This is a genomic window from Streptomyces sp. NPDC051214 (genome assembly GCF_040682375.1).
Lineage (GTDB): Bacteria > Actinomycetota > Actinomycetes > Streptomycetales > Streptomycetaceae > Streptomyces.
In genome coordinates this window covers 27990-48224 of record NZ_JBFBAT010000019.1, presented here as the reverse complement: position 1 = coordinate 48224, position 20235 = coordinate 27990, and the positions used below count along the sequence as shown (strand labels likewise).

The window sequence follows — 20235 nt, the reverse complement described above, 5'->3', positions numbered from 1 at the left end:
AACAGAGTGCACGGTGAGTACAAGGTCCCCGGCGGCAAGCTCGTCGTCGTGGACCTGGAGGTCGAGGACGGCGTGCTGCGGCATGTGCGGGTGGCGGGGGACTTCTTCCTCGAACCTGACGAGGCGTTCGACGCCCTGAGCCACGCCCTGGAGGGCGCCCCCGCCGACACCGACGCTGCGGGCCTCGCCGCCCGCATCGACGCGGCCCTCCCCGAGAACGCGGTCCTGTACGGGCTCACGTCGGAGGGCGTGGGCGTCGCGGTGCGCCGGGCCCTCGCGCACGCCACCGACTGGACCGACTACGACTGGCAGCTGATCCACGAGGCGCCGCAGTCCCCCGCCCTGCTGATGGCCCTGGACGAGGTGCTCACCGAGGAGGTCGCCGCGGGCCGCCGCCCGCCGACACTGCGCGTATGGGAGTGGGCGTCCCCGGCGGTCGTCATCGGCAGCTTCCAGTCGCTGCGCAACGAAGTGGACCTGGCGGGCGCCGAACGGCACGGCATCGAGGTGGTGCGCCGGATCAGTGGCGGCGGCGCCATGTTCTGCGAACCGGGCAACGCCATCACCTACTCGCTCTCGGTCCCCGACTCCCTCGTACAGGGCCTGTCCTTCGCCGACAGCTACGCCTACCTGGACGACTGGGTGCTCGACGCCCTCGGCGACATGGGCATCAAGGCGTGGTACCAACCGCTCAACGACATCGCCACCGACGCCGGCAAGGTCGCGGGCGCCGCCCAGAAGCGCGTCGCGGGCGGGCACGGAGCCGTCCTGCACCACGTGACCATGTCGTACGACATCGACGCGGAGAAGATGGTCGAGGTGCTCCGCATCGGCCGTGAGAAGCTCTCGGACAAGGGCACGAAGAGCGCGAAGAAGCGCGTGGACCCTCTGCGCCGCCAGACCGGCCTGCCCCGCGAGGCAGTGATCGAGCGGATGCTCGACTCCTTCCGCACGCGGTACGGCCTGACGGCGGGCAAGGCCACGGACGAGGAGATGGCCCGGGCGCGGGAGCTCGCCCGCACGAAGTTCAGCTCGCCGGAGTGGACGGCGCGGGTGCCGTAGTCCCGGTCCGGTCCGTCGCGTCCGCCTCCGCCGGGCTGCGCTGCCAGGCGGTCGTGCCGATGCGTCCGGTGTTGCCGAGGTCGATCCGGCCCTCCGGGGCCACGGTCCCGGGGCGGGTGCCCGGGGCCGGGGTGACCTTCAGATAGGTGCCGCTGACGGCGGTCGTCGTCGTGTCGGTGACGGTGTTGCGCCAGACGACCACGGTGTAGGCCGCCTCGCCCCGCTTCAGCGTGACCGTGTGGCGCGGGCCGGGGTCGTCGTCCCTCGCCATGATGGGCTCGGTGCCTTCGAGGACCTGGACGTCGAGGGGCTCCCGGTGCTCGTCGAGCACCCGCATCTTCGGATACCCCTTCAGGCGGTAGGTGTCCTTTCCGCAGTTGGTCAGGGTCACGCTCATCGCGCGCAGCCCCATGGCCGGGTTGACCATGCCCGCCTCGATGCGCACCCCGGACGCGGGGCAGGAGGGTGAGGCCACGTCGGGCACGTCCGGCGGCCCTGTCTCGACGGGTGCTTCCGTCAGCGAGTCGGGGCCGGGAGAGGCGGCCGTACGGTCCGCTGTGGGAGACCGCTCATTCTCGCCAGGCGCCGTACGCGCGGGGTCCCTCTCCCGCTCGAACTCCTCCGAGAGCCCGCATCCGGAGGCGAGCAGAGCCACTGCCGCGAGGACGGCGATGTGTCCCACCCGGGCGACGTGTCTGAACGGTATGACGGTCACGCGGAGATCATGCCATAGCCAAAGATTCCCCCTTTCCGTTCCAGGAAGCCTCCAGGAAGTCGCAGCATCCGCAGCCTCCATTCTTTCTAGGGTGTCGCGTTGCGGGCCGCGACGAGCCCCGACTCGTAGGCGAAGACGACCAGTTGGGCCCGGTCGCGCGCCCCGAGCTTCGTCATCGCCCTGCTCACATGCGTCTTCGCCGTGAACGGACTGATCACCATGTGCTCGGCGATCTCCTCGTTCGTCAGTCCGCGCGCGGCCAACGCGGTGACCTCCCGCTCCCGACGGGTGAGGTTCTCCAGGCCCGGCGCGGTGGCCCGGTCCGGCGGCCGCGAGACGAACTCACCGATCAGCCTGCTGGTCACCGAAGGCGAGAGCAGCGACTCCCCGCGCGCCACGATCTCGATGCCGTGCAGCAGGTCGGCCGGCTCCGTGTCCTTGAGCAGAAACCCACTGGCCCCGGCCCGCAGGGCGTCGAAGACGTACTCATCAAGACCGTAATTGGTGAGGATCACGACGCGTACGCCGCTGAGATGGGGATCGGCTGCGATCCGGCGCGTTGCCTCGATCCCGGTCATCACCGGCATCTGTACGTCTATGAGCGCCACGTCAGGTCTGCACTCCCGCACCAGCGCGATCCCCCGCTCCCCGTCGGCGGCCTCCCCCACCACCTCGATGCCGTCCTCGGCTTCGAGCAGCGCCCGGAACCCGGCGCGCATCAACGCCTGGTCGTCGATGAGCACCACCCGGATCACCCGCCCTCCCCCGAGCGCCCGGCCTCAGCGGCCACCCCCGCCTCCACAGGCACCCCGCCCCGCCCTTCGCCCCCTGCGCCGCCACTCTCCCCGACGTCCCCCGCAGCCCCGATCTCCCCCGCAGCCCCGGTGTCCCCCGTAGCCCCGACGCCCCCTTCAGACACGCCCCGGGAGGCCAACGCCCCGTATTCCAACGGCAGTTCGGCCCGCACTAGAAATCCCCCCTCAACCCTCGGCCCCGCCCGCAACGTCCCGCCCAGGGAGGCGACCCGCTCCCGCATCCCCGTGAGTCCTGTCCCCTCCACGGGCGGCCGCCCCGCATCGGCGACCCCGTCGTCCTCCACCCGCACCCCCAACACCCGCTCCCCGAAGTCGAGCCCGACCACCACCCTGGCAGAGCCACCCGCATGGCGTGCCGCATTGGTGAGGCCCTCCTGCACGATGCGGTACGCGGCCTTCTCCAGGTCACCGGCCAGCGTCCGCTCCCTGCCCCGCACCGTCAGCTCCACGGCGAGCCCGGCCGCCCGAGCGCGCTCGACGAGCAGCGCCGGGCTCCCCGAGGGCTCGTCGGTGCGCAACACGGTGAGCGTGGACCGCAGTTCTCGCATCGCCTCGCCGCTCGCCTCCTGAATGGCGAGCAGTGCCGGCGGTATCTCCTCGCCCCGCTTCCGCGCGAGATGGACGGCGACTCCCGCCTGGAGCTTGACGATCGAAATGCTGTGCGTCAGCGAGTCGTGCAGTTCGCGCGCGATCCGCAGCCGCTCCTCGCCCGCCCTGCGCAGCGCAGCCTCCTCGCGGGTCCGCTCGGCCTCCAGGGCCCGTTGCTCGGTCTGGCGCAGATACGCCTGCCAGTTCTTGTCGGCGAGACCCGTGACGAGGGCGCACAGGAACCAGCCGGCCAGCAGCAGCGTCCACTGCACGACGTCCTCCGACGCCTTCCCCGCCACCGCGAAGCCCGCCAGGAATACCCCGGCAGCGACAGCGGCAAGACCCCGGTGGGCCGCTCGGGCGGCCGTGTGCACGGCCGCGACCACCGGAATCGCCGCGACACTGCTCGCGCCCCCGTACAACACCTGCACGAGCAGGCAGAGCGTGGTGACGGCGAGCACGATGCGCGGCGCTCGTCGATGCGCGGCGAGGGCCAGCGAACCTGCCCCTATAAGTGCGTAGTCGAAGAACCCCGCACCGCCCTCGCCCAAGCCCACCGAGAGCGCGACTATCGCGCCCACCACGACCGCGAGCACCGCATCGCCGATCCACGCCTGCCGCACCCGGTCCCGCACCCACTCGCGCACGTTCACCTGACCCGCCGATCTCCCCGCCCGGTCCGCCGTCATCTGAGCCCCCCGCACCCCTCGCATCCCCGCACCCCTGGATCCCTCGCGGCGCATCCCCCGCCGTGTTCAGAACTTTAGGGGCCGCCGTCGACAACCGCGTCACCCCAGCAGACCGCTCCGGCACTACTCCCCGTGCAGTAGTCGAGAGCCCGAACGGCCCCGGCGGCGTAGCTCCAACTGCCTTCCGCCGGACGACGACCCGAGGCACCCGGCGCCCCGACCATCGGGGCATGGCAACTTACCGATACACAGATCCAGTCCTCGCGAAGTCCGCGACCGGCAGGACCGCCGACGCGTACGCACAGATGGCAGAGGACTTCGGCATCGCCGAGCCCGCACCGCTGGTCGCCCTCAGCCCCGCGCCCGAACTGTTCACCGCCGCCTGGGCCTTGCTCCGCGAGTCCCTGCTGGCCGGCGGCGACGAGGCGTTCGGCAGCGGCGGCACGACCCGCTCCGACCGCGAGCTGGTCGCCGTGGGCGTCTCGCTCGCCAACCGCTGCCCGTTCTGCGTGAGCGCGCACACGATGATGCTGCACGCCACCGGCGACCACCGCGTCGCGGAGCGGGTCCTGCGAGGCGAGCAGCCGGAGGACCCGGCGCAGGCGCGGCTCCTCGCCTGGGGCAAGGCCACCCGGACACCGCAGGCGCCAGAGCTGGCTGCGCCGCCTTTCCCGCGCGCCCACGCCCCCGCACACATCGGCACCGCGCTCACGTTCCATTTCATCAACCGCGTCGCGTCGTCGCTGATCACCGAGAAGATACTGCCGTGCAACGCACAGCGCTTCCGGGCGGTGCGCTCGATCGGCGGCCGCACCCTCCAGAAGACCGTGCGCCGCTCCTGCACCCCCGGCGACTCACTCGCCCTGCTCGACGACCCACAACCGGGACCTGCCTGGGCCGCCGGCACGCCCATCGGTTCCGCCTACGCCGCGCTGCGGGACGCGGCGCGGAGGGGCGCGGGCCTGCTTGATGAGGCCGACCGGGAGCTCGTAGAGGCGACGGTGTCCGCCTGGGACGGCGAACATCCGCCGCTGTCCTGGCAAGCCCTGCCCGACCGCACGTCCCGCCCGGGAGCACGGCTCGCGCTGCTCGCCGCGCTCGCTCCGTACCGCATCACCGACGAGGACGTGGCGGCCTGGAAGAAGCCGCCGTTCAGCGACCACTGTCTCGTGCACCTGATCTCGTTCGGCGCCTTCGCCGCCGTCGACCGCATCGAGACCGTCCTCGCGGCCCAGCACTCCGCCCACCACGCCAGGGAGGCGTCATGACCACAGCGACGTCGGCGAGCCCCAACTCCCGCCAGGCAGCGGCCTGGAACAGCTCCGTGGGCACCCACTGGGCCACCCACCACGAGCGGTACGACACCATGCTGTCCGGGGTGAACGACGTCCTCTTCGAAGCCGCGGCCATCAGCGCCGGCGACCGCGTCCTGGACATCGGCTGCGGCGCGGGCGTCACCACCCGCATCGCTGCCCGCCGCGCCGCGCATGGACACGCGGCAGGAGTCGACATCTCGGCGCCGCTCCTCGACCGCGCCCGTGCGAACACAGTCGCCGAGGGCATCACGAACGCGGCGTACGAACAGGCCGACGCCCAGATCCACCCTTTCCCCAAGGCCGGCTACGACGTCGCGATCAGCCGCGGCGGGGTGATGTTCTTCGCCGACCACACCGCCGCGTTCACGAACATCGCCCGTGCGTTGCGCCCTGGCGGGCGGCTGGTGTTCGTCGGCCCGCAGCCGGTCGGCGAGGAGACCGAGGAGTCCCGGACGCTTAGCCTCTTCGCCAAGCTCCTCGCGGAGCCGACGGAAGGGGCAGGCCCCGAAGCAAGCCCGGAGCACGCAACACCAGGCATATCCGAACCTGGGGTCGAAGCGGAAGCCGAAGCCGAGGCCGAGCCCGAGGCCGAGGCCGAACGCGAAGCTCATGCCGAACCCGCCTCCGCAGCCGACGCGACCGCCGCGCGCACCGCCATGGCGTCGCTCTCGGACCCAGCCCGCATACGTGCCGTGCTCACCGCCTATGAGGACGTGACGGTGAGTCCCGTTCCGGTGGAGGCGGTGTGGGGTCAAACCCCGGCAGACGCGGTCGACTTCATGCTGTCGCGCGCCCCGAGCAGGGCGGTCACGGCGAGGAAGCGGGCCGCCCTCGAGGAGGCGTTCCGACCGCACGCGACCGAGTACGGCGTGCGGATGCGAGCAGGGGTGTGGTTGGTGGCAGCGGTGGTCCCGGCCTAGAGCACCGCCCCAGGCCGGCCTCCGCCGAAGCCAGCAAAGCCCGCCGGATCCGCCAGGGCCGCCGGGCCCGCCAGGGCCGCCAGGGCCGCCAGGGCCGCCAGGGCCGCCAGGGCCGCCGGGTCCGCCGGGGCCGCCGGGGCCAGCCGAATCCCCTACCCGCCTAATCCGCCGAGCCCACTGAACCCGCCTGGTCCACCTCACCCACCTAACCCACCGCGCCCACCGAACCCGCCTCATTCACCTAACCCACCGCGCCCACCGCGCCCACCGAACTCGCCTAATCCACCTAACCCACCGCGCCCACCGAACTCGCCTAACCACCTAACCCACCGCGCCCACCTGATCCGTCGGCCCCGTCCGCTCCACCTACTCCGCCGAGCTCACCGAGCCTGCCGAGCCCCCCGGCCCCCTAGCCCCCTAGCCCCCCGAATCCCCCGAGCCCGCAGAACCCCCCGAGCCCACACCTCTCCCCATCGCCATCAACCCCACATAGACGACCAACGCCGAAGCCAGCCCGATCGCCCAGCCGTAGTCCGCGAGCGGCTTCAGCGCGGGGATCAGGCCGTCCTCCGGGAACGGGCCCTTCCCCGGGTCCGAATGCGAGCCGCCCACGGCGAGCACACCCCCGATCACGAAGGCCGTGACGGCCCGCAGATTCCACCCGCCCGTGTACCAGTAGCGACCTTCAGGGAGGTAGAGATCGGCAAGGTCGAGAGCTGTCCGGCGCACCACCCAGTAGTCGGCGATCAAGATTCCCGCGACCGTGCCGAGCAGCCCGCCCACGACGCCGAGCCAGACGAAGATGTAGAGCTCAGGGGTCTCAATCAGCTTCCACGGGAAGATGACCACACCCACGACGCCCGTGATCAGCGCGCCCGTACGGAAGTTGATGAACTTCGGGGCGAGGTTCGCGAGGTCGTACGCGGGTGAGACCACATTGGCCGCGATGTTCACGGAGACCGTGGCGACCAGGACGGTCACCAGGGCGTAGAGGAGACCGAAGACGTTGTCGGCCTTGGCGGCCAGGTCGACGGGCTCCCAGATCGGCTCCCCGTACACCGCTTGCGAACCGGAGGTGACCAGAACCGAGAGGAGGGCGAACGCGGTCATGGTGGTCGGGAGCCCGAGGGTCTGGCCCCATACCTGCGCCCGCTGCCCCTTCCCGAACCGGGTGAAGTCGGGGATGTTCAGGGACAGCGTGGACCAGAAGCCGATCATGCCCATCAGTGCGGGGAAGAACACCGGCCAGAAGTCGCTGCCCCAGCCCAGCGTGGACGGCTGGTCGAGCAGCGGACCGAAGCCGCCCGCCTTGTCCGCGATCCACACGAGCAGCACCACGGCACCGACGAGCACAAAGGGGGCCGCCCAGTTCTCGAAGCGACGCAGTGCCTCCATCCCCCGGTAGATGATGGCCAGTTGGAGGGCCCAGAACAGGACGAAGCAGAGCCACAGTGGCCACGGGTAACCGCCGATGCGGGACTCGTCGCTCCACGCGCCGTCGAAGACCTGGTTGAGGAGGACGTAAATGCCCTGGCCGCCGATCCAGGTTTGGATGCCGAACCAGCCGCAGGCCACGGCGGCCCTGATCAGCGCGGGCAGGTTCGCCCCGCGCAGGCCGAAGGAGGCGCGGGCCAGGACGGGGAACGGGATGCCGTACTTCGGGCCCGCGTGCCCCGTCAGGAGCATCGGCAGCAGCACGATCACGTTGGCGGCGGCGATGGTGAGAACGGCCTGGCGCCAGTCCATGCCGAGCGCGACCAGGCCAGAGGCGAGCGTCCAGGAGGGGATGTTGTGGGCCATGCCGACCCAGAGGGCGGCGAAGTTGTAGGTGCTCCAGTGGCGTTCGGCGAGGGGGATGGGCTTGAGGTCGTCGTTGGCGAAGCGGCTGTGGTCCGGAAAGGCTCCGGGGCGCAGTTCGACGCGGCCGTCTTCGGCGACGGTCTGGGAGGTGTCGCCGGGTTCCGCGGCGGCCGGCCCCGTGGGGACGGTGCCGGTCACGCGGCGGGCGATTCGGTCTGCGGCACACGTCCGAAGTTCATGCCCAGGCTCCTTACTCGGGTCACCGCGGATCAAGACGGGTCGACTCAGGTCAGGTACTGGTGGGGGTGGTGGTATCGGTAGGTGCTCGAGAGTCCTCAGATCTGGCTTCCTCGCCAGTTTCCCCGGGCGGCGGTACCGGCAATCCTTCTCCCGGTCGGCCGGATCGCGCCGGGCGGTGTACCCCATCGACACCCACCCCCCACTACACGCCGCCTATCTGACCCGATCCCGCACCTGCCCGATCCCGGGGGGACGCGGCCGGCCCATAGAAGCGCTGCCACGCCGGGCCGGGACCGGCATGGAAAACCTTTGATGACTGCCGGAACACGGCAATGTGCACCTCCCCTCTCACCTGCGACGATTCCCACCTCACCGAGACATCCGGCAAGTTGAGGAGGTGCTCAGGTGACCGTTTTTCTTGGGCTTGGCATCGCGGGAATCGCTCTGCTGGTCCTCTCTCTCGTCTTCGACGGGGTCCTTGAGGGGCTCTTCGACGGCATCGGAGTTCTCGACGGCCTCTTCGACGGGCTGCTGTCCCTTCCCGTCGTCGCCGGGTTCGTGTCGATGCTCGGCTTCGGCGGGGCGATCGTGCTCGGCACGACCGGGCTCGGGGCCGGCGGCGCGACCGCGGTCGGGGCGGCCGTCGGTGTGGGTGCGGGCTGGCTGACGTGGAAGTTCAGCCGCGCCCTGATACGGGATCAGACCGCGGCCGTTCCGCGGGGCGACGACCTCGTGGGCAGCGCGGGCGCCGTGGTCACCGCGATCCCGGTCGACGGATATGGCGAGGTGCTGCTCCAACTGGCGGGCCAGCCGGTCAAGTTCGCCGCCAAGAGCGGCGAGGCCGTCACCCGCGGCACCGAGATCTGGGTGGAGGCGGCCCTGTCGCCCACCTCGGTCGCGGTCCGCCCCGTACAGCGCTGACCATCCCGCCAACGCCCACCCCACAACACGAGAACCCGCCGCACACCACGCACGTCATCACCGATCTGCCGCTCCTGGGGCGGCAGGGGGGAATCACCATGAGTCCAGTCCTGACCGCCGTCATCGGAGTCGTCGTACTCCTCGTCCTGCTCGCGCTCGTCGTCGTGACCCGCTACAAGGTCGCGGGGCCGAGCGAGGCCTTCATCGTGACCGGGCGGCGCGGCAAGAAGTCCACCGATCCCGACACCGGCCGGATCTTCACCGACAACAGCGGCCAGAAGGTCGTGGTGGGCGGCGGCGTGTTCGTCGTGCCGTTCGTGCAGCAGAAGTTCACGCTCGACCTCTCCTCGCGGCACATCCCGATCGCGGTGCGCGGCGCCGTCACGCTGCGCGGCGTGAAGGCCAACCTGGAGGGCGTCGCGATCGTCAAGGTCGGCGGCACCGAGGACTCCATACGCGCCGCGGCGCAGCGATTCCTCGCCCAGCAGGGCGGCATCGTCGGCTTCACCCAGGAGGTGCTCTCCGGTGCGCTGCGCTCCATCGTGGGCCGGATGTCGGTGGAGGACATCATCCGTGACCGCGCCGCGTTCGCGGGGCAGGTCGCCGAGGAGGCCGAGGCGAGCCTGTCCGGGCAGGGCCTGGTCCTCGACGCCTTCCAGATCCAGGACATCACCACCGAGGGTTCCTACCTGGAGGATCTGGGCCGGCCCGAGGCCGCCCGCGCCAAGCAGGAGGCCGACATCGCCGAGGCCGTGGCGCGCCGCGCCGCCGAGCAGGCCCGGCTGAAGGCCGAGGAGGAGATCGCGGTCGCCCAGCGGACCTTCGCCCTCAAGCAGGCCGAGATCAAGGCCGAGACCGACGAGGCGTCCGCCCGCGCCGGGGCCGCCGGTCCGCTCGCCGAGGCCGCGCGCCAGCAGGAGGTCCTCACCGAGCAGGAGAAGGTGGCCCAGCGGCAGGCCGCCCTGACCGACCGGGAGCTGGACACCAAGATCCGCAAGCCCGCCGATGCCGCGCGCTATCAGGCCGAGCAGGAGGCCGAGGCCCGCCGTGTCTCCCTGGTCAAGCAGGCCGAGGCCGACGCCGAGCGGGCCCGTCTGACCGGTGAGGGCGAGAAGGCCCAGCGGGCCGCGCTCGCCGACGCCGTACGCCTGGAGGGTGAGGCCGACGCCGCCGCGATCGGCGCCAAGGGGGCCGCCGAGGCGGAGGCGATGCGCAAGAAGGCCGACGCGTTCGCGCAGTACGGCGACGCGGCGGTGCTGCAGATGCTCGTCGAGGTGCTGCCCGCCGTGGTGGCCAAGGCGTCCGAACCGCTCGGCGCGATCGACAAGATGACCGTGATCTCCACGGACGGCGCGAGCAGCCTCTCCCGCACGGTCGCCGACAACGTCGCCCAGGGCATGGAACTCCTCAGCTCCACCACGGGAGTCGACGTGGCCGGCCTCCTCAAGGGCATCACCGGCGGCATGTCCCTCACGCCCGTGGACCCGACCGCCACGCCGGCCGCCACCCCGGCCGCCGCCGCCAAGCTGAACGGCAAGATCGACGTAACGGAGTAACCGAGCAACGGACTGAGTGACGGACCGCCCCGTCCGCGCCCCCTCACAGTGACGTGGCAGGCCAGCCGAGGAGCCGCGCTCCGATGACCGCCGTCTGGAGGGTGTAGCGGTCCAGGGGGTCGGCGGGGTCGGATCCGGTGAGGGTGCGGATGCGTTCCAGGCGGTACGTGAGTGCTCGTACGCTCAACGACAGTTCACGCGCCGCCTGGGCCGCCACGCACCCGGTGTCGAAGTAGGCGATCAGGGTCTCCAGGAGGGGCCCGGCGCCGCCCCGGGCCTCCTCCAACGGGCCGAGCGTGTTGAGCACCAGGTCCACCAGGGCCTGCCGGTCACGCGCGAGGACGGGAAAAACCAGGAGGTCGGCGGCGCGCAGCACGGGTTCGTCGAAGCCCATGCGGGTGGCGAGTTCCAGGGTGCTGACGGCTTCTTCGTAGCTGTGGGCGATGCCGGCCGCGCCCGGCTGGGGCCGGCCGATGGCGATGCGGCCGCCGTCGGTGGCGGCGTGCGCGCGCTTGGCGAAGTGGGTGAGGACCTCGTCCTGGTGGGCGGGGGCGATGCAGACGAGGCGCCCGTCCTTGGTGGTGAGCAGGATGTGACGGTCGCCGAAGCGGCCGACCATCTCGTTCTCCACGTCCCGCGACACGGGGTCGGTCTCGTCGTAGGCGCAGGGCCCCTCGGCCACGGCGACCGCGTGCGCGTGTGACAGCCGCAGGCCGAACCGCTCGGCCCGTGCGCCGAGCCGCCCCAGGTCCCCTCGGCCGTACAGCAGGTCGTCGATCAGCTCGCGGCGGGCGGCTTCTTCCTGGCGTACGACGAGACGTTGCGCCTGTTCGTAGCCCTCGGCGAAGGCGTCGATGGCCTGCTCGGCGGTCGCGAGCAGGTGGTCCGGGTCGCCGGCCGCGGGGCGGTGGATCCGGGTGGCGCTGAGGTGCTCGCGTATGAGGACGCGCCACGCGTATCCGGCGTGCGCGGCCTGCGCGCCGAGCGCCCGGCGTGACGTCAGTTCCTCTCGGGTCAGACGGCGGCCGGTCGCGGCAGCGCGGGTGAGGATGTCGGCGTAGCCGTCGAGCAGTTGCTCGGGGATCTCCTGGGTGGTCATCAGCTCTCCCTCGACGGGTTCGATGGCTGGGGAGCGGGCCGCGCAGGGCGGCGAAGGCACACACGGCGACGCGACGCGACGCGGTGCGGGGTGGGCGGCACGCGCACTGTCGGGCAGGCGCGGAAGGACGGCAACTGGGCGCGGGCAAGCCGGAGTTGGGGCCCCGGTCACATCAGCGGCGCGGGTCGCTCGTCATGGTGCCGTAGGTATCGGGCACGCTGTCGCGGGCGGAGTTGTCGACGCGTACGACTCGGGGGGCGCGCACAGCCTGGCCCATGCCTTGCCCCCACCTCTCCGGCCTCGGCGATCACCGTCGCCTGCTTGATGGTTGAGCGGCCGGTTGCTCAACGGAGCAGGTTGGCCGCTCAACAGAGCACCTTGGCTCAATTCATCACTTTACCGTACGACGTCCAGGGCCTGAGTTTTTCGGGGTTCCGTACCGCCCACAGGCGCGTGATCCGGTCGCCCTCGACGTCGAAGGCCAGCACGGACGTGGTGATGCCGTCGTGCTGGACCACCAGGCCGGGCTGGCCGTTGACCGTGCGCTCCAGGATCGTCTGATGGAACGGTTGCTCGTCGACGATGACCGAGACGGCGACCAGATAGCGCGCGATCTCCTCGCTTCCCGAAATGGGGCGGGGCGCGGAGTTGACCAGCCCGCCGCCGTCGGCGAGTGCTGTGGCGTCGGGGTCGAGTACGCCGATGAGCGCGGCGATGTCCTTGGTCTCCCAGGCGTGCTTGAAGTCCTTGACGACGGCGGCGCGCCGGGCCGCCGAAGTGGCGGGCACCTCCGAGGAGGCGCGCGTGCGGCGGCGCGCCGATGACGCCAGTTGGCGGCAGGCCGCCGGACTGCGGCCGACGATCTCGGCCACTTCCGCGAAGGAGTAGCGGAAGACGTCGTGCAGGATGAACGCGACGCGCTCGGCCGGGGTCATCGATTCGAGCACGACGAGGAAGGCCATGTTGACCGACTCGTCGAGGGTGACCCGGTCGGCCGGGTCGGCGGTCGCCCCGCCCTGCCGCCCGTCGGCCCACTCCGTGCGGTCGGGCAGCGGCTCCGGGATCCATTCGCCCACGTAGCTCTCGCGCCGGACCCGTGCCGAGCGGAGCTGGTCGAGGCAGATGCGCCCGGCGACCCTCGTCAGCCAGGCACCGGGGGATTCGATGGCCTCCTGCTGCCGCGGGGACATCGCGTACCAGCGGACGTAGGCCTCTTGTACGACGTCCTCGGCGTCCGCCAGGGAGCCGAGGAGCCGGTACGCGAGATTGATCAACTGCCGCCGTTCGCCCATGACCGCGCTCAGGCTCGCGTCGATCTGGCCGTCGCCGGGCTCGAACTGGGTCCCCATGGTGTCGCCACTCCCTTGCCGCGTCAGCCGGACCGAGTCAGCTGTCCCGCGTCAGCTGTCCCGCATCCGACGGGCCGTCCCGCATCCGACGAAACAGCCTCTCCGACTTCCGACGAGACAGCCCCGCGGAATGTGACGTCACGCCCGCGCCTCACATTCCGCGGGACTGCCTCGTCGGTACTGCTGGGACGACGACGATCCCGCGCACAGCCGTTCCGCCCACCGGGCGAACCGGCCAAGCAGACCAAGCAGGCCAAGCAGGCCCAGCAGGCCCAGCAGGCCACGAAAACGAAGCGGCCGACCAGGCCACGAAACAGGGAGATCACCATGCAGGCCCGTCTCGACTTCCTCGCCAACCCGGTCTCGGCCGGTGCCGTCAAGCACATCGCCATCGCGGGCAGGTCGCTCCTGGAGTCGACGCTGCCGGCCGCGACGCGGGAGCTGGTCGAGCTCCGCGTCAGCCAGATCAACGGCTGCGGATTCTGCGTCGACATCCACACCAAGGAGGCCGCGCACGCCGGAGAGACCCAGCAACGCCTGCACCTGGTCGCCGCCTGGCGCGAGGCCACGGTGTTCACCGATGCCGAACGGGCCGCCCTGGAGCTGGCGGAGGAGGGCACCAGGATCGCGGACGCCGCCGGTGGCGTGCCGGACGAGGTGTGGGCGAACGCCGCCAAGCACCACGACGAGGACCAGCTCGCCGCCCTGGTGTCGACCATCGCCCTCATCAACGCCTTCAACCGCCTGAACGTGCTCACGCAGCACCCGGCGGGCGACTACAAGGTCGGCCAGTTCGGCTGACCGAGATCCACCACGGCTGGCGCCCCGGCCCGAGCGGGGCCGGGCCCAGCCGTCCACACGCCATGACGAGGAAAGAGCACCATGACGACAAAAACGGCAGGAGACACCATGCCCGCCCCCACCCACATCAGCCTCAGCGAACTGACCGGCGCCTACGTCCTGGACGCCGCCCACTCCCGGGTCGGTTTCGTCGGCCGGCACACCTTGTCCACCAGGGTCCGCGGGGAGTTCGAGGAGTACGAGGGCAGCGCGTACCTGTTCGGCGACCGGCCGTCGAAGTCGAGCGCACGCCTCACCATCCGGGCGACGAGCCTGCGTACGCACCAAAGGCAGCGCGACAAACAACTGCAGGGCACGTTCCTGGACACGGACAACCACCCCTTCATCATCTTCGACTCGACCGAGGTACGGCCGCTCGGCGAGACCACCTACGAGGTCACCGGCGATCTGACGATGCGCGGCGTGACCAAGCCGGTCACCCTCCACGTCGAGTTGACCGCCGCCGAGACGGACGCGCGGGGCGACCTCCGGGTCGGTTTCCTGGGCAAGGCCACCATCAACCGCAAGGACTGGGGCCTGAACTGGAACGCCGCGACCTCCGTCCTCGTGAGCCCGAAGGTGACGCTGGAGTTCGACGTCATCGCCGTCCGACAGCCCTGACCCCCCGATGCCCCAGGCCCCGCAAGCGAAGAACGTGGAGAGGAACCCGATGGCGACGAATCTGCGCGTCGTGACGCTGAACGTCTGGAACAGCCGCGGTGACGCCGCCGCGCGGACAGCGCTGATCAACGCCGAGCTGCGACGGCTCGCGCCGGATCTCGTCGCCCTCCAGGAAGTGCTGCCGGACCAGTTGCCCGGACTGATCGAGGGAACGGGCCTGCACGGCACCCACCAGGCGCAGACCGCCGCGACGGCCCCGCCCCACGCGGATCGCTACGGCGGGACGGCGATCGCGACACGGTGGCCGCACCGCGTCGTCGAGGTCCTCGACCAGCGCGGATCGGACGCGCCCGACGTCCCCTGGCTCACGCCGGCCGCCCTGGTGCCGCTGCCCGGACTCGACGACGTGCTGTTCATCGCGCCCACGACGTCCTTTCGGCTGGAAGCGGAAGCGCAACGGGAGCGTCAGGTACTGGCCTTGAGCGATCTCGACGCCCGCCACCGCACCACCCTGCCCACGATCATGGCCGGTGACTTCAACGCGGACCCCGATTCCGCGAGCATCCGCTATCTGACCGGACGCCAATCACTCTCGGGGCGCGGCACCCACTTCCACGACGCGTGGGACGTCGCGGGGTCCGGCCCCGGACACACCTGGACCGCCGACAACCCGTACGCGACCGAGGACATCGAGCTCCTGGTGCGTCAGCCCGGTCACCGCCGCCGGATCGACTACATCTTCGTCGGCTCCCCGCACGCGCACCCGAACGCCTTCGCCCGCGTGCGGAGTGCCGACCTCGCCTTCGACAAACCCACCGACGGCACATGGCCCAGTGACCACTACGGGGTCGTCGCCGACCTGGAGGTGGGGCTGCTCACGACAGGGCCCCTCACGACAGGGCCGGAATGACCGAGGCCCCGTACCCCTCGATCACGTCCTCGCGGGCGTCGTGCATCGCGTACAGGGCGAACTGGTCGACGCCCAGGCGCTTCAACTCCTCCAGCTTGGCGATGTGTTGTCGCGCCGTGCCGATGACGCAGAAGCGGTCCACGATCTCGTCGGGCACGAAGGCCGTGTCGGGGTTGTCGGCGCGGCCGTGGTGGGAGTAGTCGTACCCCTCACGGGCCTTGATGTACTCGGTGAGGGCCTCGGGGACCAGGTCCGAGTGCTCGCCGTACTTCGCCACCAGGTCGGCCACGTGGTTGCCGACCATCCCGCCGAACCACCGGCACTGCTCGCGGGCGTGGGCGAGGGCGGCGGGTGAGTCGTCCTGAGTGAGATAGGCGGGGGCGGCGACGCAGATCGTGACCGAGGACGGGTCGCGGCCCGCCGCCGCGGCGGCGTCGCGGACCGCCTTGACCATGGTCTGCGTCAGATACGGGTCGGCGAGCTGGAGGATGAAGCCGTCGGCCTCCTCGCCCGCCATCTTCAGCGCCTTGGGCCCGTATGCGGCCATCCAGACGGGGAGTTGGGCGTCCTGGCCGATCCAGGGGAAACGGACCGTGGTGCCGCCCAGGTCCGCCTCCTCGCCCGAGGCGAGCGCGCGGATGACCTTCATGGCCTCGCTGATCCGGGCGAGGGTGTTCGGGGTGCGGCCCGCCACCCGCATCGCGCTGTCGCCGCGGCCGATGCCGCAGACGGTGCGGTTGCCGTACATGTCGTTGAGCGTGGCGAACGTGGAGGCCGTCACCTCCCAGGTCCGCGTGCCCGGGTTGGTGACCATCGGGCCGACGATCAGCCGGTCCGTGTTCGCCAGGATCTGGCTGTAGATGACGAAGGGTTCCTGCCACAGCACGGCCGAGTCGAAGGTCCAGCCGTACGTGAAGCCGTTGCGCTCGGCACGCTTCATGAGGCTGATGACCTGGGCGGCCGGCGGATCGGTCTGCAGGACGAGTCCGAAGTCCATGATGCGCTCTCCCCTTGCCGACTAGCCGAGGTACTGGGTGGTGCCGCGCGGGACGTACGCGCCGTGCCCGGCGTGGCCGGTGAACTTCCGCTGGTCGATGACCACTTCACCGCGGGAGAGGACCGTCTCCACCTGGCCCATGACGTGCTTGCCCTCGTACGCGGAGTAGTCCACGTTCATGTGGTGCGTCTCGGCGGACATGACCTGCTCGGCGGCCGGGTCGTAGATGACGACGTCCGCGTCCGCGCCCGGCGCGATCGTGCCCTTCTTGCCGTACAGGCCGAACATCCGGGCCGGGCTCGCGCAGGCGATCTCGATCCAGCGGCGGCGGCTGATGTGCCCGTCGACGACGGCCTGGTGGAGGAGGTCCATGCGGTTCTCGACGCCCGGGAGGCCGTTCGGGATCTTGGAGAAGTCGCCGCGGCCCAGCTCCTTCTGCCCCACGAAGCAGAACGGGCAGTGGTCCGTGGAGACGACCTGGAGGTCGTTCGTGCGCAGGCCGCGCCAGAGCGCCGCCTGGTGCTCGCGCGGGCGCAGCGGGGTCGAGCAGACGTACTTGGAGCCCTCGAAGTCGGGCTCCGCGAGGTTGTCCGTGGAGAGGAACAGATACTGCGGGCAGGTCTCGCCGAACACCGGCAGGCCCTCGTCGCGGGCCCTGGCCAGTTCGGCCACCGCCTCCTGCGCCGACACGTGCACCACGTACACCGGCGCCCCCGCCACCTGGGCGAGCTTGATCACCCGGTGGGTCGCCTCCGCCTCGAGGAGCGACTTGCGTACCTCTCCGTGGTAACGCGGGTCCGTCTCGCCGCGCGCGAGGGCCTGCTCGACCAGGACGTCGATGGCGAGGCCGTTCTCCGCGTGCGTCATGATCAGCCCGCCGTTGACGGCGGCCCGCTGCATCGCGCGCAGGATCTGGCCGTCGTCGCTGAAGAAGACTCCGGGGTACGCGGTGAAGAGCTTGAAGGAGCTGACCCCTTCCTCGATGAGGTGGTCCATCTCCTTCAGGGTCTTCTCGTTGACGTCCGAGAGGATCATGTGGAAGCCGTAGTCGATCGCGCACTTGCCGTCCGCCTTCGCGTACCAGGCGTCCAGGCCCGCACGCAGCGCCTTCCCCTTGGTCTGCACCGCGAAGTCCACGATGGTGGTGGTGCCGCCCCAGGCGGCGGCCCGGGTGCCCGACTCGAAGTCGTCGGAGGAGAAGGTGCCGCCGAAGGGGAAGTCCATGTGCGTGTGCGCGTCGACTCCGCCCGGAATCACGTACTTGTGGGAGGCGTCGATGACGCGGTCCGCGGTCCACGCCTCGGCGGCGCCCGAGCCGTGGGCGGCGAGCGCGGCGATCCTGCCGTCCTCGATCAGCACGTCGGCGTGGGTCTCTTCGGCGGCGGTGATGACGAGTCCGCCGCGGATCAGGGTGCGGGTACTCATGATGGGGCGCTCCCTTTCATGCTCGTACGCAGGTTCATACTCGCCCGCGTGTACGTGAACTAGACGCTCCGCAGCGCCTGTTCGAGGATCGACGCCCCCTCTTCCGCCTCGGCGACGGTGAGCGAGAGCGGCGGGGCGACGCGCAGGACGCTGGTGTCGTGTCCGCCGCCCTTGCCGATGAGGAGTCCGCCTTCGCGGGCCGCCTCGAGGGCGGCGGCCGCCGCCCGGGGGTTGGCCTGGCCGGTCTCGGGGTCGATCAGCTCGATGCCGATCATCAGGCCCCGTCCGCGCACTTCGCGTACGACGGGCAGCTGGGCGCAGATGGCGCGCAGCCGTTCGATGAGCAGCCCGCCGACGCGCCGCGCGTTGCCCTGGAGGTCGTGTTCCAGGAGATACGTGAGGTTGGCGAGGCCGGCCGCCATGGTGACCGGGGAGCCGCCGAAGGTCGAGATGGAGTTGGAGTCGAGGGAGTTCATGACCTCGGCGCTCGCGACGACACCGCCGATGGACATGCCGTTGCCGATGCCCTTGGCGAAGGTCAGGATGTCCGGCGGGCCGTTCTCGGCGTGCGCCTGCCAGCCCCAGAAGTGGTCACCGGTGCGTCCCCAGCCGGTCTGCACCTCGTCCGAGATCCACAGGACGCCGTGCTCCCACAGGACCTCGCGGAAGGCCGCGTAGAGCCCGTCCGGTGGCGAGGTGAAGCCGCCGACGCCCTGGATGGGCTCGGCGATCAGCGCCGCCACTCCCCCGCGCGCCTGCCCGAGCATGTCCTTGAGGTCGGCGACGCAGGCCTCGATGAACTCGGCGTCGCTCAGCTCGGCGTACGGCCCGCGGCCGCGGACGCCGCCGTGGACGTACAGCGTCTGGAGCGGGGAGAGGCTGGTGGGCGACCAGGAGTTGTTGCCGGTGATGCCGACGGCCGTGAAGGAGCGGCCGTGGTAGCTGTTGCGCATCGCCAGGATCTGGTTCGAGCGGCGGTGGGCGGTGGCCAGGAGCAGGGCCGTGTCGTTGGCCTCGGTGCCCGACGTGGTGAAGAAGACCCGGGCGTCCGGGATGCCGGAGAGGCCCGCGACCCGCTCGGCGAGGTCGATCATCGGCCGGTTGAGGTAGAGCGTGGACGAGTGGATGATCCGTCCGGCCTGCTCGCTGACCGCCTTGGTGACCTCGGGCAGCGCGTGGGCGGTCATGGTGGTGAGGATGCCGCCGAAGAAGTCGAGGTACTGCTTGCCCTCCGCGTCCCAGACGCGGCGGCCCTCGCCGTGGGTGATCTCCAGCGGGTCGGCGTAGTAGAGGGCGAGCCACTCGGGCAGAACGGCCTTGTGGCGGGCGTGGAGGTCACTCACGGCTGCACCAGTCCTTCGTACGCGTCGGGACGCCGGTCCCGGTAGAACGCCCACTGCTGGCGCACTTCCTCGATCACACCCAAGTCCAGGTCCCGGACGACGAGTTCCTCGGCCTTGTCGCTCGCGGTCTCTCCGACGAACTGGCCGCGAGGGTCGACGAAGTACGACGTGCCGTAGAAGTCGTTGTCGCCGTACTCCTCGACGCCCACGCGGTTGATGGCGGCGATGAAGTATTCGTTGGCGACGGCCGCGGCGGGCTGTTCCAGTTGCCACAGGTAGGCGGAGAGGCCGCGGGACGTGGCCGAGGGGTTGTAGACGATCTGGGCGCCGTTCAGGCCGAGCTGGCGCCAGCCCTCGGGGAAGTGGCGGTCGTAGCAGATGTAGACGCCGACCTTGCCGACCGAGGTGTCGAAGACGGGCCAGCCGGCGTTGCCCGGCTTGAAGTAGTACTTCTCCCAGAAGCCCTTGACCTGGGGGATGTGGTGCTTGCGGTACTTGCCGAGGTACGAGCCGTCGGAGTCGATGACGGCGGCGGTGTTGAAGTAGAACCCGGACTGCTCGACCTCGAAGACCGGGACGACGACGACCATGCCGGTCTCGCGGGCGAGTTCCCGCATCCGCGTGACGGTGGGCCCGTCGGGCACCGGCTCGGCCCACCGGTAGTGCTCGGGCTCCTGCACCTGGCAGAAGTAGGGGGCGTTGAACACTTCCTGGAAGCCGATGATCTGCGCACCCTGGCGGGCCGCCTCGCGGGCGTGCTCCTCGTGCTTGGCAATCATGGATTCGGTGTCGCCTGTCCAGGTTGCCTGGACCAGTGCGGCGCGTACGACGTTGGCCATGAGCTGCTCCTTCGACGGGACGTCAGAGAGCCTCTACGCCCGTAGACTTGGTGCGTAGACAGGAAAACGTAAGCCTCCCCGACGGGCGGGGCAAGACCATCGCCGTGAACCGGCGGAGTCGATCATGTTTCGCACCCAAGCGGGCGAGAAGCGCCGCGGAACGCGCAGACGCAACACGTGCGCCAGGCGC

At 70.7% G+C, this 20235-nt stretch carries 17 protein-coding genes and 1 pseudogene; 8 read left to right on the top strand and 10 right to left on the bottom strand.

Going from position 1 to position 20235, the window contains the following annotated elements; translation table 11 throughout:
• Nucleotides 1-6: 6 nt before the first annotated feature.
• Nucleotides 7-1062: a lipoate--protein ligase family protein gene (locus AB0M70_RS37250; RefSeq protein ID WP_365827420.1), complete on the top strand. Its 1056-nt coding sequence runs from the start codon at nucleotides 7-9 to the stop codon at nucleotides 1060-1062.
• Here the strand turns inward: AB0M70_RS37250 and AB0M70_RS37245 are convergent.
• The 3 genes and pseudogenes from AB0M70_RS37245 to AB0M70_RS37235 all read right to left on the bottom strand — a co-directional run.
• On the bottom strand, nucleotides 1028-1777 hold the full coding sequence (locus AB0M70_RS37245; RefSeq protein ID WP_365827418.1) for a DUF4232 domain-containing protein: 750 nt from the start codon (nucleotides 1775-1777) through the stop codon (nucleotides 1028-1030). The genes AB0M70_RS37250 and AB0M70_RS37245 overlap by 35 nt on opposite strands.
• Before the next feature lie 86 nt (nucleotides 1778-1863).
• Nucleotides 1864-2532, bottom strand: coding sequence for a response regulator transcription factor (locus AB0M70_RS37240; RefSeq protein ID WP_365827416.1), 669 nt, complete (start codon nucleotides 2530-2532; stop codon nucleotides 1864-1866).
• A gap of 182 nt (nucleotides 2533-2714) precedes the next feature.
• A pseudogene (locus AB0M70_RS37235) lies at nucleotides 2715-3815 on the bottom strand (histidine kinase); the annotation flags it as partial.
• A 284-nt stretch (nucleotides 3816-4099) separates the two neighbouring features.
• Between AB0M70_RS37235 and AB0M70_RS37230 the strand changes: the two are divergent.
• On the top strand, nucleotides 4100-5137 hold the full coding sequence (locus AB0M70_RS37230) for a carboxymuconolactone decarboxylase family protein (RefSeq protein ID WP_365827414.1): 1038 nt from the start codon (nucleotides 4100-4102) through the stop codon (nucleotides 5135-5137).
• The gene (locus AB0M70_RS37225) at nucleotides 5134-6105 is read left to right on the top strand and encodes a class I SAM-dependent methyltransferase (protein ID WP_365827412.1); all 972 of its coding nucleotides are present in this window, start codon (nucleotides 5134-5136) and stop codon (nucleotides 6103-6105) included. Before AB0M70_RS37230 ends, AB0M70_RS37225 begins: the two co-directional genes overlap by 4 nt.
• Nucleotides 6106-6522: 417 nt before the next feature.
• Here the strand turns inward: AB0M70_RS37225 and AB0M70_RS37220 are convergent, their stop codons facing one another.
• Nucleotides 6523-8103: an NCS1 family nucleobase:cation symporter-1 gene (locus tag AB0M70_RS37220; protein WP_365827410.1), complete on the bottom strand. Its 1581-nt coding sequence runs from the start codon at nucleotides 8101-8103 to the stop codon at nucleotides 6523-6525.
• A gap of 447 nt (nucleotides 8104-8550) precedes the next feature.
• On the opposite strand from AB0M70_RS37220, the gene AB0M70_RS37215 reads away from it, so the two are divergent.
• Nucleotides 8551-9066 (top strand): hypothetical protein, encoded by a 516-nt coding sequence (locus AB0M70_RS37215; RefSeq protein WP_365827409.1) that lies wholly within the window; start codon nucleotides 8551-8553, stop codon nucleotides 9064-9066.
• Nucleotides 9067-9164: 98 nt separating this feature from the next.
• Nucleotides 9165-10622, top strand: a complete 1458-nt coding sequence (locus AB0M70_RS37210; RefSeq protein ID WP_365827407.1) for an SPFH domain-containing protein — start codon at nucleotides 9165-9167, stop codon at nucleotides 10620-10622.
• Nucleotides 10623-10665: 43 nt separating this feature from the next.
• Here AB0M70_RS37210 and AB0M70_RS37205 read toward each other — a convergent pair whose 3' ends face one another.
• Together AB0M70_RS37205 and sigJ are read right to left on the bottom strand one after the other, a co-directional pair.
• Nucleotides 10666-11721, bottom strand: a complete 1056-nt coding sequence (locus AB0M70_RS37205; protein ID WP_365827405.1) for a helix-turn-helix domain-containing protein — start codon at nucleotides 11719-11721, stop codon at nucleotides 10666-10668.
• Between the two features lie 383 nt (nucleotides 11722-12104).
• Complete coding sequence (sigJ, locus tag AB0M70_RS37200) at nucleotides 12105-13070, bottom strand: RNA polymerase sigma factor SigJ (protein WP_365827403.1); 966 nt, start codon at nucleotides 13068-13070, stop codon at nucleotides 12105-12107.
• A gap of 327 nt (nucleotides 13071-13397) precedes the next feature.
• Between sigJ and AB0M70_RS37195 the strand changes: the two genes are divergently transcribed.
• The 3 genes from AB0M70_RS37195 (at nucleotide 13398) to AB0M70_RS37185 (ending at nucleotide 15441) form a co-directional block, all read left to right on the top strand.
• Nucleotides 13398-13871, top strand: coding sequence for a carboxymuconolactone decarboxylase family protein (locus AB0M70_RS37195; protein ID WP_365827401.1), 474 nt, complete (start codon nucleotides 13398-13400; stop codon nucleotides 13869-13871).
• 108 nt (nucleotides 13872-13979) lie between these two features.
• Entirely contained in the window at nucleotides 13980-14531 is a 552-nt protein-coding gene (locus AB0M70_RS37190) for a YceI family protein (RefSeq protein ID WP_365827399.1), read from the top strand.
• Between the two features lie 49 nt (nucleotides 14532-14580).
• Nucleotides 14581-15441 carry an endonuclease/exonuclease/phosphatase family protein gene (locus AB0M70_RS37185; RefSeq protein WP_365827397.1) on the top strand — a complete coding sequence of 287 codons (861 nt, stop codon included), beginning with the start codon at nucleotides 14581-14583 and terminating at the stop codon, nucleotides 15439-15441.
• Here AB0M70_RS37185 and AB0M70_RS37180 read toward each other — a convergent pair.
• Genes AB0M70_RS37180 through AB0M70_RS37165 form a run of 4 tightly spaced genes read right to left on the bottom strand, consistent with a single transcriptional unit; the run spans nucleotide 15422 to nucleotide 20045 of the window.
• Nucleotides 15422-16438: a TIGR03842 family LLM class F420-dependent oxidoreductase gene (locus AB0M70_RS37180; protein WP_365827396.1), complete on the bottom strand. Its 1017-nt coding sequence runs from the start codon at nucleotides 16436-16438 to the stop codon at nucleotides 15422-15424. The genes AB0M70_RS37185 and AB0M70_RS37180 overlap by 20 nt on opposite strands.
• A 21-nt stretch (nucleotides 16439-16459) precedes the next feature.
• Nucleotides 16460-17863 carry a dihydropyrimidinase gene (hydA, locus tag AB0M70_RS37175; protein ID WP_365827394.1) on the bottom strand — a complete coding sequence of 468 codons (1404 nt, stop codon included), beginning with the start codon at nucleotides 17861-17863 and terminating at the stop codon, nucleotides 16460-16462.
• Nucleotides 17864-17922: 59 nt separating this feature from the next.
• Nucleotides 17923-19206, bottom strand: coding sequence for an aspartate aminotransferase family protein (locus AB0M70_RS37170; protein ID WP_365827392.1), 1284 nt, complete (start codon nucleotides 19204-19206; stop codon nucleotides 17923-17925).
• The gene (locus AB0M70_RS37165) at nucleotides 19203-20045 is read right to left on the bottom strand and encodes a nitrilase-related carbon-nitrogen hydrolase (RefSeq protein WP_365827390.1); all 843 of its coding nucleotides are present in this window, start codon (nucleotides 20043-20045) and stop codon (nucleotides 19203-19205) included. Before AB0M70_RS37165 ends, AB0M70_RS37170 begins: the two co-directional genes overlap by 4 nt.
• Nucleotides 20046-20235: the final 190 nt, after the last annotated feature.

What these genes read in the sequence shown, in the direction of transcription:
- AB0M70_RS37225 (WP_365827412.1), top strand. Translation starts at nt 5,134, where the DNA reads ATGACCACAGCGACGTCGGCGAGCCCCAACTCCCGCCAGGCAGCGGCC.
- AB0M70_RS37195 (WP_365827401.1), top strand. Translation starts at nt 13,398, where the DNA reads ATGCAGGCCCGTCTCGACTTCCTCGCCAACCCGGTCTCGGCCGGTGCC.
- AB0M70_RS37180 (WP_365827396.1), bottom strand. Translation starts at nt 16,438, where the DNA reads ATGGACTTCGGACTCGTCCTGCAGACCGATCCGCCGGCCGCCCAGGTC.
- AB0M70_RS37185 (WP_365827397.1), top strand. Translation starts at nt 14,581, where the DNA reads ATGGCGACGAATCTGCGCGTCGTGACGCTGAACGTCTGGAACAGCCGC.
- hydA (WP_365827394.1), bottom strand. Translation starts at nt 17,863, where the DNA reads ATGAGTACCCGCACCCTGATCCGCGGCGGACTCGTCATCACCGCCGCC.
- AB0M70_RS37210 (WP_365827407.1), top strand. Translation starts at nt 9,165, where the DNA reads ATGAGTCCAGTCCTGACCGCCGTCATCGGAGTCGTCGTACTCCTCGTC.
- AB0M70_RS37190 (WP_365827399.1), top strand. Translation starts at nt 13,980, where the DNA reads ATGCCCGCCCCCACCCACATCAGCCTCAGCGAACTGACCGGCGCCTAC.
- AB0M70_RS37165 (WP_365827390.1), bottom strand. Translation starts at nt 20,045, where the DNA reads ATGGCCAACGTCGTACGCGCCGCACTGGTCCAGGCAACCTGGACAGGC.
- AB0M70_RS37230 (WP_365827414.1), top strand. Translation starts at nt 4,100, where the DNA reads ATGGCAACTTACCGATACACAGATCCAGTCCTCGCGAAGTCCGCGACC.
- AB0M70_RS37205 (WP_365827405.1), bottom strand. Translation starts at nt 11,721, where the DNA reads ATGACCACCCAGGAGATCCCCGAGCAACTGCTCGACGGCTACGCCGAC.
- sigJ (WP_365827403.1), bottom strand. Translation starts at nt 13,070, where the DNA reads ATGGGGACCCAGTTCGAGCCCGGCGACGGCCAGATCGACGCGAGCCTG.